A 12,585-nucleotide genomic window follows, 5' to 3' on the forward strand; every position below is an offset into this window, starting at 1 on the left:
TGGAAAGCTTTTAATCCCTAGCACTTCATGGGGAGCGTCAGTGGTATCAATGGATATCGAAATATGTTGGCATGGCAGAGGCGGTCAGGGAGTCGTCACTGCTAACGAGATCCTCGCGGAGACCGCGATCCTCGCAGGGAAGTACGTCAAGGCCTTCCCCGAGTTCGGTCCCGAGAGGATGGGTGCCCCCATCAGGGCATTCACGAGGATCTCAGAGAATCCCATCAGAGTGCACAGTCAAGTCTACGAGCCCGACATCGTCGTCATCATGGACGGAACACTGGTCGGAAAGGTGGACGTGACGAAAGGAGCAAAGAAGGACACAATCGTCGTCGCCAATTACGCAGGCTCTCCCAAGGAGCTCCAGGATGCACTCATGACGGATATCGAATGCCACACTCTGGACGCCCAGAAGATCGCCATCGAGGAGATCGGCAAGCCCATGGTCAATACGGTCATGCTGGGAGCGCTCGTCAAGTGCTCGCCCCTCGTCGGATACGACCATCTGGAGGACCAGATCACAACCAAGTTCACAGGCAAGCTGCCTGACAAGGTCATTCTCAAGAACCTCTCCGCACTGAAGAGAGGATACCAGGAGGTGCAGTGAAATGGTAATGGCAAGCATCAGCGACCTCGTGGTAGGAGGACGCATAGTCAAGCCCGGAAACTCCGAGCAGTTCAACACCGGTGACTGGAGAACATACGTCCCTGTCATCAACCAGGACGAGTGCATCGATTGCGGTCAGTGTTGGATCTTCTGTCCCGACAACAGCGTCGTGTTCAGAGAGGGCCACATGAGCGGATTCAAGCTCACTCACTGCAAGGGATGCGGAATCTGCTCCAAGGTCTGCCCCAAGGGTGCCATCACGATGAAGGAGGAGTGAGGATGACGCAGGATATCGCAATCAACGGAGACAACGCGGTCGCACTCGCATGGAAGCAGATCGACCCCGACGTGTGTGCGGCATACCCCATCACGCCTCAGACAATCATCGTCGAGAAGTTCGCAGAGTACGTAGCGAACGCAGAGGTCTCGACCGAGTTCGTATGCGTGGAGTCCGAGCACTCCGCGCTCACCCTCTGTACGTCATCGGCATCCGCCGGAGCAAGGACCTTCACGGCCACTGCATCCCAGGGTCTGGCATACATGTGGGAGATGCTCCCCATCACAGCAGCGATGAGGGTCCCCCTTATCATGGCCGTAGCCAACAGGGCCGTGAGCGGACCCATCAACATCAACAACGACCACGGAGACGCAATGGCGGCCCGCGACTGCGGATGGCTTATGCTGTTCTCGGAGAACGTCCAGGAGGCATATGACATGTCCATCGTCGCACCTAGGATCGCCGAGCACCCCGAGGTCCAGCTGCCTTGTATGGTCAACCTCGACGGATTCGTCCTGACCCATGCCATTGAGAGGATGACCATGGTCGACACACAGGCCGTCAAATCCTTCGTCGGAGAGCACAAGCCCCTCTACCCCCTGCTTGACACCAAGCACCCCGTTTCCCACGGAAACATGGACGGACCCGACTTCTACTACCCGCACAAATACCAGTCCGTGCTGGCGATGCAGAAGGCCCTGGAGGTCTGCAAGGATGTCTTCGAGGAGTTCAAGGGAGTCTCCGGAAGGGAGTACCACCTCGTAGAGGAGTACAGATGCGATGACGCAGAGTACGTCGCAGTCATCCTCGGTTCCTCGTTCGGAACCATGAAGGCGACCGTCGACATCCTCCGCGAGAAGGGACTGAAGGTCGGATGCGCCATGCCCCGTGTCTACAGGCCTTGGCCCATCGAGGACCTCGCCAAGGTCATGGCAGGCAAGAAGGGCGTTGTCGTCTATGACAAGCACCTCAGCATCGGATCCTACGGACCCATGTTCCCTGAGGTAGTCGCAGCAGCTTCCGATCTCGAGAAGCTGCCCAAGATGTACAATGTGATATACGGTCTCGGAGGCGCAGACGCCACCGTTTCCGGATTCGAGAAATCCTTCACCGCGGTCGTCGAAGGCACCGCTGAGAAGGTCCACTATCTGGGGGTGAGGCTATGACCTCTCTTGCGATCAAGGACTTACAGAAACTGCCCGTGAGGCTCACCAGCGGACACAGGCTCTGCGCAGGATGCGCCGAGTCCATCATCGCGAAGCAGATCCTGATGGGATCGGAGGATGACATCGTCGTCTCCCTGTCCACCGGATGCTTCGAGGTCTCGACCACCGTGTTCCCCTATACCTCATGGAACGTGCCCTACGTGCACACCGCTTTCGGAAACGGAGCGGCCACATGCGCAGGAGTGGAGACCGCGTACAACGCACTCCACAAGAAGGGAAAGGTCGAGCAGAACGTCAACTTCGTCAACTTCGCAGGAGACGGAGCAACCTACGACATCGGTCTCCAGGCACTGTCCGGAGCCATGGAGAGGGGACACAGGATGGTCTATGTCTGCCTTAACAACGAGGCATACATGAACACCGGAATCCAGAGATCCTCCGCCACCACCATCGGAGCACAGACCACAACCTCGTGGCCCGGTTCCGTTTCGTCCGGTAAGAAGGAGTTCTCCAAGGACCTCACTCAGATCATGGTTGCACACAACATCCCCTACGTCGCACAGGTCTCCCCGCACAACTGGAGGGACACGGTCCAGAAGGCACAGAAGGCGTTCAACTGCGGCGGACCCGCATTCATCAACGCGCTGTCCCCCTGCCCCAGAGGATGGAGGTTCGCATCGGACCAGACCATCGCCATGGCGAAGCTGGGAGTCGAGACCTGCGTATGGCCTCTCTTCGAAGTCGTCAACGGTAAGTACGAGCTTACCGGAGAGAGCGCAAGGATCGCTGACGGAAAGGCCGAGAAGAAGCCCGTCCTGGACTGGATCAACGCTCAGGGCAGGTACAAGCACCTTCTCCAGGACAGATGGGAGCCCGTCATCGAGCAGATGCAGACCGAAGTCGACAGAAGATGGAAGAGACTCATCAAGCTGTCCGAGCTCGACGAGTGAAACCCTTCAACGGCACCGTCCTTCGGGGCGGTGCCCTTATTTATTTGATACGCCCGTAGAATCGTTGATGTCGCTGAACAATTCTTTGCTGTTCCTGCTGGTCGTCAACGGGTTCCTTCTGATCATGACCATCAAGGATTACATGGACCATGGATTCAGACCGACATACGTATTCATCCTTCTGTTCACGCTGATTGGTACGATCCATCTCGCATCGGCCGATAGATGCGACGATTTCTCAAAACCTTGAACAGAGCTCCCGCTCATCGAAATAGAATGGGAAAAGTGGTTGACAGCGTGCCTGAGTTCCCGTACGCTTGCGCAATACAGTACAGACAGGTACGCGGGAGGGCTTTACTGCCGGGTTCGGAATGGGACCGGGTGTGACTCCTCCGCTATGGCCGTCATACCAATACAGGGGATAGGTGACAACTATATAATCTTATGCTAGAATGTAGAACCACAGGGCAGCCGCCAGTATGGCGGATATGAGCTCTGTGGACCAGTTGACGGTGAATTTGGAGATCCATCCTCTATTCTCTAACCATGCCCCGAACAGGCTGTCCAATAGATTTCCGAAGACTCCGAGGGTAAAGGGGATGAGCATCAACCAGCTGAGTGATGCTGTCATGACCAACCATCCGAGGGCGGCCGTCACGATGGCCATCACGGTCGAGGAGACCATACCTAGCTTGGAGACGCCCCCGTTGGTTCCGGGGGTCACGGGTTTCAGTGTGGTTATCATGTAAGCCTTGGGATCCTTCACACCTATTTCGCTGGCCACGGTGTCCGCACCGGCGACCACCACGGATGTGAGGAAAGCGATGACGTACAACGTCTCATCTATTGGGTAGTAATAATGAATTACAGTAAAGAGAACGGGAGGGAATCCGACTGCGACTACGTTCTTCCACCCACGTTCGCCGAATTGACCTTCCTGCAACCCCATTGCGATCTTCTTGTCGATGTCCCTCATGGTGGCGAAGAAGCTCATGATGACGAAGAACGACATGATGAAGAATGCGCTGACCGACCCGTAGTAGGCCAGCAGGACCCCGATCACGAGGGAGGCCAGAGCTCCGCCCTTAGATAGGCAGTGGAGCTTGTACACCTCCACCGAGAGCACTGCTGTTATGACGACTTCAATGGCCATCAACAGGTACGGGTCCATAGCTCGTCCATAATCTAACTCATAGATAAAAGGTCAGTACGTTTTTACGATATCCGGTCAAAATTTACTATGTGGCACTTAGAGATACTGCTCTAGGATCTCGGTGGCGTACTTGATGCAGAGCGCTTTGTCTGAGAGCGGGAAGAACATGACCTTTCCTGGCCTGTAGAGAGTGGTCTCCATCCCGTTCCACTGGTAGACGATCATCTGGTCATCCTTGGAGGATATGGGAAGTCCTTCGGCCTCGATGCCCTTCGCTGCCTCGGCCATGTCGATGTCCATGATATCCGCGGACACCGCCATAAGGGCCTGACCTCCGCAGAGGCGGGCAACGGAGAACTTCATCTTAGGGCCTCCAGCTCTCTCTTGACCTTAGCTTTGAAAGAATCGAGGCCGGAATCATTGACGATCATGATGTCGGACATGGCGATGACGTTCCCGAGTCCCCATCCGAGTTCCCTGCTGTCGCGCTCGTTGAACTCTTCGATGTTGTGCGGTGCGTCCTCGCGTCCTCTCTTGATAAGTCTGTCGTAGCGGGTCTTGCCGGGGGCGTGCACGCCGATGATGTAAACCTCGTCGCTCAGTCCCCTATATGAGTTGACCTCGTCCATGCTCCTGCATCCGTCCACAAGGAACAGGTCGCCGGACATCCTCTCCAGGGCTCTCTTTGCCCAGATATCCTTGCCGTGGAGCTCCCTCTCGCCATTGGCCACCTGGCCGACGCTGAGCCCTTTCTGTGCCGCACCGGAGGTCTCGTAGAATTCCCTGACGATGTCCCCCATCCTCAGGAACGGGATGTCCATAGAGCGGGCAACGGTAAGGAGCTCCTCCTTTCCGGCTCCGGGCATTCCAGTGACGAGTAGGATCTTCATTCTATCACAGCAGGTGGTCGGTGATGTTCATCAGGATCTTGTCGCAATAGCAGCACCTGAGCTGCATAGGGTATCTGGACAGGACCTGGAATTCCGGTTTGATCGGTTCGCCTTTGTTGGTTATGCAGTTTATGTTGCTGCACCTGGCAAGGCCGATGATATGGTCGCCCAGGTTCACCTTGTATTTCTTGGCGACAGAGTAATCCCTTACGATGGATATGGTCGCATCGGGCGCCACCAGGGCGATCTTCTCAGCGGTATTGTCATCGATCTCTATGTCTTCGATCTTGATGATGTCCTTCCATCCGCCGAGGGTGGTGGAGCTGACATGGATGCCGACGCTGATGGACGAGTAGATGTTGCTCTCGTTGATGCCCAGGATCTTGATCACGTTCAGCGCCTGTCCGCATGCGATGTGATCGATGACGGTTCCGTTCCTGATAGGGGTAAGCCTGACCTCCTTGATCTGATTCTCCTCTGACATCAGAGCTCGCCTCCCAGAAGTGCGTTGAGGAGGGCCATCCTTACGGGAACCCCGTTGGCGGCCTGCTCGAAATACTTAGCGTGCTTGGTCCCATCCACTTCCGGCGCGATCTCGTTCACCCTCGGCAGAGGATGCATGACGATGAGGTCATCTTTCGCGTTCTCGAGAAGTGCGTTGTCGATCCTGTATGTGCCTGCGACCTTCTGATATTCGGCGGGGTCGGGGAACCTCTCCTTCTGTATCCTCGTGACGTAGAGCACGTCAGCATCCGCTATAGCGTCCTCCAGGAACACCTTGGTGGTGGGATGGCAGCCGTTCTCTTCCAGATGGTCGATTATGTCTTTGGGCATCTGCAGCGACTCAGGCGCTACCAGGGTGATGTTCATTCCGAACTTGGTCAGAGCCTGTGCGAGGGAATGGACCGTCCTCCCGTACTTCAGGTCCCCTACCAGTGTGATATTGAGATTGTCAAGGGAGCCCTTGGACTGCCTCATGGTGAAGAGGTCCAGAAGGGTCTGAGTGGGGTGCGACCCGGCTCCGTCCCCGGCGTTGATGACGGGATGATCGGAGAACTTGGCCGCGAGCTTGGCTGCTCCCTCGAAGGGATGCCTGAGGACCGTGACGTCGCAGTAGGCATCCACGATCTTGATGGTGTCCGCCAGGGTCTCTCCCTTGGCCATCGATGTCATCGACATCTCCGACACATCGATCACGTTGCAGCCCAATCTGTGGGCGGCGCTCTCGAAGGAGAGCTTCGTGCGTGTGGACGGTTCGAAGAACAGGTTCCCGAGGATCTTCCCGTCCAGGGTGCGCTTTATCTTATCACCCTTGGCGTACGGGACCATCTCCTCGGCCATGTCGAGAATGCCTTCGATGTCGTCCTTAGAAAAGTCCATGATTGAGACGACATCCTTGTGGTATAGGTCCATGTTTATTCTCTATCGTGTACGCGTAGATAATGGTGTTGATGCTCCGTTTTTATACGTTGAAGGGATAGGCACGCAGTATGTTGGACGTCCTTTCGAGATCCCAGCGCGCAAGGGTCTGCGAATACACGAGGAACGAGCTCAAGCTCTCCACGCCGTCGATGATCGGATCGGATCCAGAGTCACCGGTCTGGATAGAGGCGAAGGGCAACGATAGGGTGCTCCATGTCATGGGCACCGATGTAGTGATGGAGAGCGGACTGAGGACCACCTCCAATTCCGGAAGGGATACCGAGGTCCAGGTGACAGACGGCATCGCCGTCGTCAGGCTGCCGGTCCAGGAGGATCTGTCCTTCGACGATTCCGTCGAGATCGTGGTAGTCCCTAATGCATATGAGCTTAGGAAGGACCCGAGAAGGATCGTCGACAACATCATCAGGCTCAGAAGGGCCGCCGGTTTCAACCGTCTGCTCTATCTCTCGGGATTGGGAGAGCCCTCAACGGTCGCACTGTTGACCTACATGGGGGTCGACCTCTTCGACGAAGCCCTGCCCAGGGCCGCCGGTATCAGCGGCATCAGGCTAATCCCCGAGGCGGAGATCGCCACGGGACAGGACGAATCCGACAGCAACATCAGGGCGATGGAGGAGGAGCTGGAGAAGATCAGGATCTTCATCGCTACCGACCGCCTCAGAGAGCTGGCGGATCAGAGGGCCCCTTCCACACCGACGTCCGTCGCCATGCTCAGGCTGTATGACGATGTCGGTTACGAGTATGCCGAGGAGACATGCTCCTTCGTCGGATGCAGGTTCAGCTGCAACACAACTCAGGCCCTCAGGAGGCCAGACATCAAGAGCTACAAGCATCGTATGGAGAGCTACAGGAAGCCCGAGCACAAGAAGGTCCTCCTGCTGCTCCCATGCTCCGCGAAGAAGCCGTATCACATTTCAAAGACGCACAAGGCGTTCTCATCCGCCATCCACACAGGATTCCACGACACCCTGGTGCAGGAGGTAATCGTCACCTCTCCGCTCGGTGTAGTCCCCAGGGAACTGGATGCATACTATCCTGCCAACTCCTATGACATACCCGTCACCGGGGAATGGAAGCCCGAGGAGAAGGCTATGATCCGCAAGATGGTCGGCGACATCATCGACCAGGGATGGGACAGCATCATCTGCCATCTCGGCGAGGATTACGAGCTGGTCGAGGGATTGGCCGAGATGACATGCACGGTCGTCGGAGACAGCACATCCCCAGCATCCCTCCAGAACCTTGACAAGGCACTCAGGGATGCTACAAAGGGCATGGAGCCGGTCGATAACACGATCGACAGGGACGCCCAGATGATGAACATGCTGAGATTCCAGTTCGGCGACGAGGCGGCCAAGGTCCTCATGGACGGTAACACCCATGCCCTTGGCAAGTTCCCGTACTTCAAACTCTTCCGCGAGGATGCAGAGCATAAGAAGACGCAGCTCGGAATGTTCACTCCCGAGAGGGGTGGCATATCCCTGACTATCGAGGGCGCCCAGCTTCTGGCGGATGCCAGATATCCCGTCATCAAGATCATGGACTTCGAGATGAAGGGCAACCTGTTCGCTGTAGGGGTCATCGAGGCGGATCCGAGGATCCATGTGGGAGACGAGGCGATAGCCGTATGCGACGGAAAGGTCCGTGCGATAGGCGTCGCCGCGATGTGCGGACGCGAGATGACCGACCTTAAGAGAGGCATAGCCGTCAAGGTCAGGCACAAGGTCAAGTGACATGCCCGTAACAGATTATTCCGATCCAGCGAATTGGATTTACCTGTCCGAAGGGAGGGACAAGGATGTGGACGTGTTCCTCATCTCGCCGACGGTCTACACAGGCGAGGATGACAACATGTCCGTCGATGACACGAAGTTCGTCCAGAGCATGAAGGATGCCGTCAGGATGCAGCTCGGGCTGTACGAGGGCCGCTGCAGGGTATTCTCGCCCCTGTACCGCCAATCGGCCCTGAAGGTTTTCACCTCTGACAACGAGACCAGGAGGAGATGCATCACTGTTGCGTACAGCGACATCTCGGCCGCTTTCAGGTACTATCTCGACAATTACAACGATGGCAGGCCGTTCATACTCGCCGGTTTCTCGCAGGGCGCGCACATGTGCTACAGGATCATAGAGGAGTACCTGAAGGATGACCGTTTACGGAGTCAGTTCGTTGCAGCCTATGTATTCGGCTGGCCGTACTATGTGGAGTATGAGGGTGCCCGTTATCCGGTCCCGCCGGCCAAGGGCGAGACGGACACAGGCGTGATCATCACATTCGACTGCGAGGCCCCTGAGGTCGAGGAGACGATCTTTCACCCCGTCGGCAGGCGCAGCCACTCCATCAACCCACTCAACTGGAGGACGGATTCCGTACCCGCAGACGCTTCCCTGAACAAAGGGGCACGCATCATGCGTTCCAACGGAGAGGTCAAGGCCGAGATCCCAAACTTCTGCGGATGCTACATCGATCCGGAGCGCGGTGCACTGAAGGTCCCCGGAGTGGACGCGGAGAAGTACAAACCGATCGTCCCGTTCCTGCCTAAGGGCGGATTTCACCTCTACGATTACGAGTTCTTCTACCACAACCTCAAGGAGAACGTCTCCAAGAGGATCGATTCGTACCTGTCGAAAAGATAATCGAACATTCGTCCAAACCCATTATATATGATTGCGTTTTATTGAGACTCAGCACAGCACGAGTTGTGTCTTTTCTCATCAACTGGGAGATTAACTATGACTGAGGAGACTCTTAAGACCGGTACAACCACAATCGGACTGAAACTGAAGGACGGGGTAATCCTGGCAACCGACCAGAGGGCCACCATGGGCAATCTGATCGCGGACAACCACTGCCAGAAGGTGTTCCCCATTGCAGAGAACCTCGGAATGACCATCGCAGGCGGAGTCGGCGACGCACAGCTGCTCGTCCGTTACCTCCAGAGCGAGGTCTCGATCTACAAGATGAAGAAGGGCGCACCCATGTCCGTACAGACAGCGGCCACCATGATCGGCAATATCCTCCGTCAGGGATTCTACGTCGCCCCTCTCGTGGGCGGATACGACTCCACAGGCGGACACATCTTCAGTGTTGACATGGCAGGCGGAGTTCTCGAGGACAACTACACATCATCGGGTTCCGGTTCAGTGTTCGCACTTGGAGCACTGGAGTCCGCATACAAGCCCAACATGACGAAGGACGAGGGCATCAACTGTGCTATCACAGCCCTCAACTCCGCCAGGAGGAGGGACAATTACTCCGGAGACGGATTCCTCGTGTCGTACGTCGGTCCCGACGGATACGAGGAGATCTCCCGCGAGGAGATCATCTCCCGTTGCGAGAAGCTCGGATTCAAGTTCCCGAACTGAATCCGGACATCTCAAACCCCTTCCCTTCTAAACCCTAACTTTTCAAAGCTGGATTTGAAATGAACGTAGACAAGCTATTCGAAACCCTTACCGACGAGGTCAGGAGACTTGTGCCCTCGGACATGAAGATCACTTCGATCAACTTCGAGGGACCTGTCGTGGTCGTTTACACGAACGATTACGAGAAGTTCTCCGCAGACGACAGTCTGGCAAGGACCATCGCGCAGAGCATACACCGCAGGGTGGACATCAGGCCTGACCCCTCCACACTCGAGGATCCCAACAAGGTCGAGGAGAAGATCAGGAGCATGATCCCGGAGAAGGCGGAGATCTTCGACATAAACTTCGTCGAGGAGACAGGGGAGGCAATCGTTGAAGCGATCAACCCCAGCGAGGTCGTCGGTAAGGAAGGTCAGCGTCTGACCGAGCTCAGGAAGGAGACGGGATGGAACATCAAGGTCATGAGGGCCCCGCCAATCCCGTCCAAGACCGTCTCGGATGTCAGAGGATACCTCCGTGCGAACCACGACGAGAGGCAGGACATGCTGAAGTATGTGGCAAGGAGGATCGCCAGGCCCAAGCTCGAGGGAGAGCAGTGGGTCAGGATGACCGCCATGGGAGGATTCAGGCAGGTCGGAAGGTCTGCTTCGCTGCTGACCACCAGAGAGTCCAAGATCCTCATCGACTGCGGTCTCGACCCCTCATCGGACGCGACACCCTATTTCGCGATCCCCGAGGTACAGCCTCTGTCGGATATCGATGCCGTCGTCATCACCCACGCCCACCTGGACCACTGCGGAACACTTCCAGCACTGTTCAAGTATGGTTACAAGGGGCCTGTTTACTGCACACCGCCCACCAGGGACCTGATGGCGCTTCTGCAGCTGGACAACATCAAACTGGGATTCGGAGAGGACAAGAAGACTCCCTACGACGCATCCCACGTGAGGCAGGAGATCCTGCACACGATCCCGCTCAAGTACAACGAGACCACCGACATCGCTCCCGATGTCAGGCTCACCTTCCACAACGCCGGGCACATCCTGGGATCGGCCATCGCCCACTTCCACATCGGAGACGGTCTCCACAACGTGGCGTTCTCCGGAGACACCAAGTATGAGAAGACATGGCTGTTCAACCCTGCCAACAACAGATTCCCCAGGCTCGAGACGCTGGTCATAGAGTCGACTTACGGAGGGCACAACGACGTGACCCCCACCAGGACAGAGGCGTCCGAGGAGATGGGCAACCTTCTCCAGCAGGCAACCGCCAAGGGCGGAAAGGTCCTGATCCCTGTATTCGCGGTCGGAAGGTCGCAGGAGGTCATGCTCGTCATCGAGGAGCAGATGCGCCTCGGCAAGATCCCCAAGTGCCCAGTGTACCTGGACGGAATGATCTGGGAAGCAACCGCAATCCACACGGCCTACCCTGAATACCTCAACAGCAATCTGAGGACGCAGATCTTCCAGCAGAACGAGAACCCGTTCCTCTCACCCATCTTCAAGAGGGTCGAGACGGCGGACATGAGGGAGGAGATCTGCCATTCGCCCGATCCGTGCATCGTGCTCGCCACATCTGGTATGATGTCGGGAGGACCCGTCATGGAGTACTTCCGCGAGTGGGCTGACAACGAGAACAACTGGCTGCTCTTCGTCGGATACCAGTCCGAAGGTTCCATCGGAAGGACAATCCAGAGGGGACGCAGCGAGATCACCCTCAGCATGAAGGGCAAGCCCATCGATCTGCAGATCAAGATGCAGAGGGTCACCGTGGACGGATTCTCCGGACACTCCGACAGGAAGCAGCTGATGAGGTACATCTCATCGCTGGAGCCCAAGCCGAACAAGATCATCATCGGTCACGGTGAGGACAAGAAGTGTACTGACTTCGCGTCATCGATCTACAAGAAGTTCGGAATCGAGACCAAGGCTCCCCAGAACCTCGAGACCATCAGGCTCAGATAAACCATTCAAGCCCCGGGAGACCGGGGCATTCATCTTCTATGGAACGGGCAGTCGCCGCCCAGGCATTGCGGATTCTTTTCGCTGAAACCGCACACAATCTCGCCGAGCTCCATTTCGATGCCGAGATTTTCTTTGACGAATCTCACAGCTTCTATCAACGAAAGGAACGAGTCGCGCTTGCAGCATCTCGGGCCTCCGTGGGAACCTATCGACTGCAGAGACCTGGAAGTCATGGTGTTGGACAATCCGAACGCCTCCTTCGCCAGAGGAGTGGAGCCGGTAACGACCGATATGAAAATCCCTGAACTTACGGCAGCTCCGCAGGTGCCCCAGTATCCGCAGATCCCTCCCGGGACCGCTTTGCCGCGCGACACGATCTCCGTCAGTGCCTTATCGAAATCCACCATTCCTCCTGCGTTGCGGTAGGCAGTAAGAAGCGATGCGGCGACCAGAACGTGGTGCTCAGGGCCGTGCATGTGACAGAACGGAAGGCGCATAAGTCTGTCCAATATCTCCGATGGATCCTTCGACACCTCTTTCCTGCACACAGGGACGATTGAATCCAGTCCGGACATATGGCATTCGTTGCAGACATAATGCCCGTCTGCGCATCTCACTCTGTCGGCGAATTTCTTTCCGCATACGGCGCATGTCATTTCATAATCCGCATCCAGGTATTCTAGCGCGGAACCGCAGATTATGCATCCCGTATCCATGTCAGGCCTCTTGAAAACAAGTGAAAGAAGGTTATGCCCCGGACCTTCCGGAC

The 12,585-nt window shown here is 56.5% G+C and carries 15 protein-coding genes and 1 rRNA gene; 9 read left to right on the forward strand and 7 right to left on the reverse strand.

Annotated elements, in window-relative coordinates; genetic code table 11:
- The first annotated feature begins 49 nt into the window (after positions 1–49).
- From PED39_05650 to PED39_05670, 5 genes are all read left to right on the forward strand, one after another.
- Positions 50–607, forward strand: a complete 558-nt coding sequence (locus PED39_05650) for a 2-oxoacid:acceptor oxidoreductase family protein (protein ID WII07074.1) — start codon at positions 50–52, stop codon at positions 605–607.
- A 7-nt stretch (positions 608–614) separates the two neighbouring features.
- Positions 615–884, forward strand: a complete 270-nt coding sequence (locus PED39_05655; protein WII07075.1) for a 4Fe-4S binding protein — start codon at positions 615–617, stop codon at positions 882–884.
- Positions 885–886: 2 nt separating this feature from the next.
- Complete coding sequence (porA, locus tag PED39_05660; protein WII07076.1) at positions 887–2,050, forward strand: pyruvate ferredoxin oxidoreductase; 1,164 nt, start codon at positions 887–889, stop codon at positions 2,048–2,050.
- On the forward strand, positions 2,047–3,000 hold the full coding sequence (locus PED39_05665) for a thiamine pyrophosphate-dependent enzyme (GenBank protein ID WII07077.1): 954 nt from the start codon (positions 2,047–2,049) through the stop codon (positions 2,998–3,000). Before porA ends, PED39_05665 begins: the two co-directional genes overlap by 4 nt.
- 67 nt (positions 3,001–3,067) lie before the next feature.
- On the forward strand, positions 3,068–3,250 hold the full coding sequence (locus tag PED39_05670; protein ID WII07078.1) for a hypothetical protein: 183 nt from the start codon (positions 3,068–3,070) through the stop codon (positions 3,248–3,250).
- A 37-nt stretch (positions 3,251–3,287) separates the two neighbouring features.
- Here PED39_05670 and rrf read toward each other — a convergent pair.
- The 6 genes from rrf to pyrB all read right to left on the reverse strand — a co-directional run bounded on the left by rrf (position 3,288) and on the right by pyrB (position 6,456).
- Positions 3,288–3,409: ribosomal RNA gene (gene rrf, locus PED39_05675) — 5S ribosomal RNA — on the reverse strand.
- Between the two features lie 33 nt (positions 3,410–3,442).
- Positions 3,443–4,171, reverse strand: a complete 729-nt coding sequence (locus tag PED39_05680; protein ID WII07079.1) for a DUF92 domain-containing protein — start codon at positions 4,169–4,171, stop codon at positions 3,443–3,445.
- Between the two features lie 78 nt (positions 4,172–4,249).
- Positions 4,250–4,516, reverse strand: a complete 267-nt coding sequence (locus PED39_05685) for a hypothetical protein (GenBank protein ID WII07080.1) — start codon at positions 4,514–4,516, stop codon at positions 4,250–4,252.
- Positions 4,513–5,043 carry an AAA family ATPase gene (locus PED39_05690; protein WII07081.1) on the reverse strand — a complete coding sequence of 177 codons (531 nt, stop codon included), beginning with the start codon at positions 5,041–5,043 and terminating at the stop codon, positions 4,513–4,515. The genes PED39_05685 and PED39_05690 overlap by 4 nt, the downstream gene beginning before the upstream one ends.
- 4 nt (positions 5,044–5,047) lie before the next feature.
- A complete protein-coding gene (gene pyrI, locus PED39_05695; GenBank protein WII07082.1) occupies positions 5,048–5,527 on the reverse strand; it encodes an aspartate carbamoyltransferase regulatory subunit in 480 nt (159 codons plus the stop codon).
- Positions 5,527–6,456 (reverse strand): aspartate carbamoyltransferase, encoded by a 930-nt coding sequence (pyrB, locus tag PED39_05700; GenBank protein ID WII07083.1) that lies wholly within the window; start codon positions 6,454–6,456, stop codon positions 5,527–5,529. The genes pyrI and pyrB overlap by 1 nt, the downstream gene beginning before the upstream one ends.
- Before the next feature lie 77 nt (positions 6,457–6,533).
- On the opposite strand from pyrB, the gene PED39_05705 reads away from it, so the two are divergent.
- The 4 genes from PED39_05705 to PED39_05720 all read left to right on the forward strand — a co-directional run bounded on the left by PED39_05705 (position 6,534) and on the right by PED39_05720 (position 11,816).
- On the forward strand, positions 6,534–8,219 hold the full coding sequence (locus PED39_05705; protein WII07084.1) for a DUF5591 domain-containing protein: 1,686 nt from the start codon (positions 6,534–6,536) through the stop codon (positions 8,217–8,219).
- Position 8,220: 1 nt separating this feature from the next.
- A complete protein-coding gene (locus PED39_05710; protein WII07085.1) occupies positions 8,221–9,123 on the forward strand; it encodes a DUF3089 domain-containing protein in 903 nt (300 codons plus the stop codon).
- 96 nt (positions 9,124–9,219) lie between these two features.
- Positions 9,220–9,852: a proteasome subunit beta gene (locus tag PED39_05715; protein ID WII07086.1), complete on the forward strand. Its 633-nt coding sequence runs from the start codon at positions 9,220–9,222 to the stop codon at positions 9,850–9,852.
- Positions 9,853–9,911: 59 nt separating this feature from the next.
- On the forward strand, positions 9,912–11,816 hold the full coding sequence (locus PED39_05720; protein WII07087.1) for a beta-CASP ribonuclease aCPSF1: 1,905 nt from the start codon (positions 9,912–9,914) through the stop codon (positions 11,814–11,816).
- A 29-nt stretch (positions 11,817–11,845) separates the two neighbouring features.
- Here the strand turns inward: PED39_05720 and PED39_05725 are convergent, their stop codons facing one another.
- Positions 11,846–12,532, reverse strand: a complete 687-nt coding sequence (locus tag PED39_05725; GenBank protein ID WII07088.1) for a DUF5714 domain-containing protein — start codon at positions 12,530–12,532, stop codon at positions 11,846–11,848.
- Positions 12,533–12,585 lie beyond the last annotated feature (53 nt).

The sequence above is a fragment of the Methanomassiliicoccales archaeon LGM-RCC1 genome, from assembly GCA_030168575.1.
Taxonomy (GTDB): Archaea; Thermoplasmatota; Thermoplasmata; order Methanomassiliicoccales; family Methanomethylophilaceae; genus Methanoprimaticola.

Excerpts from the sequence above, each read along its gene's own strand:
- PED39_05725 (WII07088.1), bottom strand. The coding sequence starts at position 12,532 with ATGGATACGGGATGCATAATCTGCGGTTCCGCGCTAGAATACCTGGAT.
- PED39_05650 (WII07074.1), top strand. The coding sequence starts at position 50 with ATGGATATCGAAATATGTTGGCATGGCAGAGGCGGTCAGGGAGTCGTC.
- PED39_05715 (WII07086.1), top strand. The coding sequence starts at position 9,220 with ATGACTGAGGAGACTCTTAAGACCGGTACAACCACAATCGGACTGAAA.
- pyrI (WII07082.1), bottom strand. The coding sequence starts at position 5,527 with ATGTCAGAGGAGAATCAGATCAAGGAGGTCAGGCTTACCCCTATCAGG.
- pyrB (WII07083.1), bottom strand. The coding sequence starts at position 6,456 with ATGGACCTATACCACAAGGATGTCGTCTCAATCATGGACTTTTCTAAG.
- PED39_05705 (WII07084.1), top strand. The coding sequence starts at position 6,534 with ATGTTGGACGTCCTTTCGAGATCCCAGCGCGCAAGGGTCTGCGAATAC.
- PED39_05720 (WII07087.1), top strand. The coding sequence starts at position 9,912 with ATGAACGTAGACAAGCTATTCGAAACCCTTACCGACGAGGTCAGGAGA.
- PED39_05670 (WII07078.1), top strand. The coding sequence starts at position 3,068 with ATGTCGCTGAACAATTCTTTGCTGTTCCTGCTGGTCGTCAACGGGTTC.
- PED39_05680 (WII07079.1), bottom strand. The coding sequence starts at position 4,171 with ATGGACCCGTACCTGTTGATGGCCATTGAAGTCGTCATAACAGCAGTG.
- PED39_05690 (WII07081.1), bottom strand. The coding sequence starts at position 5,043 with ATGAAGATCCTACTCGTCACTGGAATGCCCGGAGCCGGAAAGGAGGAG.
- PED39_05665 (WII07077.1), top strand. The coding sequence starts at position 2,047 with ATGACCTCTCTTGCGATCAAGGACTTACAGAAACTGCCCGTGAGGCTC.
- porA (WII07076.1), top strand. The coding sequence starts at position 887 with ATGACGCAGGATATCGCAATCAACGGAGACAACGCGGTCGCACTCGCA.
- PED39_05685 (WII07080.1), bottom strand. The coding sequence starts at position 4,516 with ATGAAGTTCTCCGTTGCCCGCCTCTGCGGAGGTCAGGCCCTTATGGCG.
- PED39_05655 (WII07075.1), top strand. The coding sequence starts at position 615 with ATGGCAAGCATCAGCGACCTCGTGGTAGGAGGACGCATAGTCAAGCCC.
- PED39_05710 (WII07085.1), top strand. The coding sequence starts at position 8,221 with ATGCCCGTAACAGATTATTCCGATCCAGCGAATTGGATTTACCTGTCC.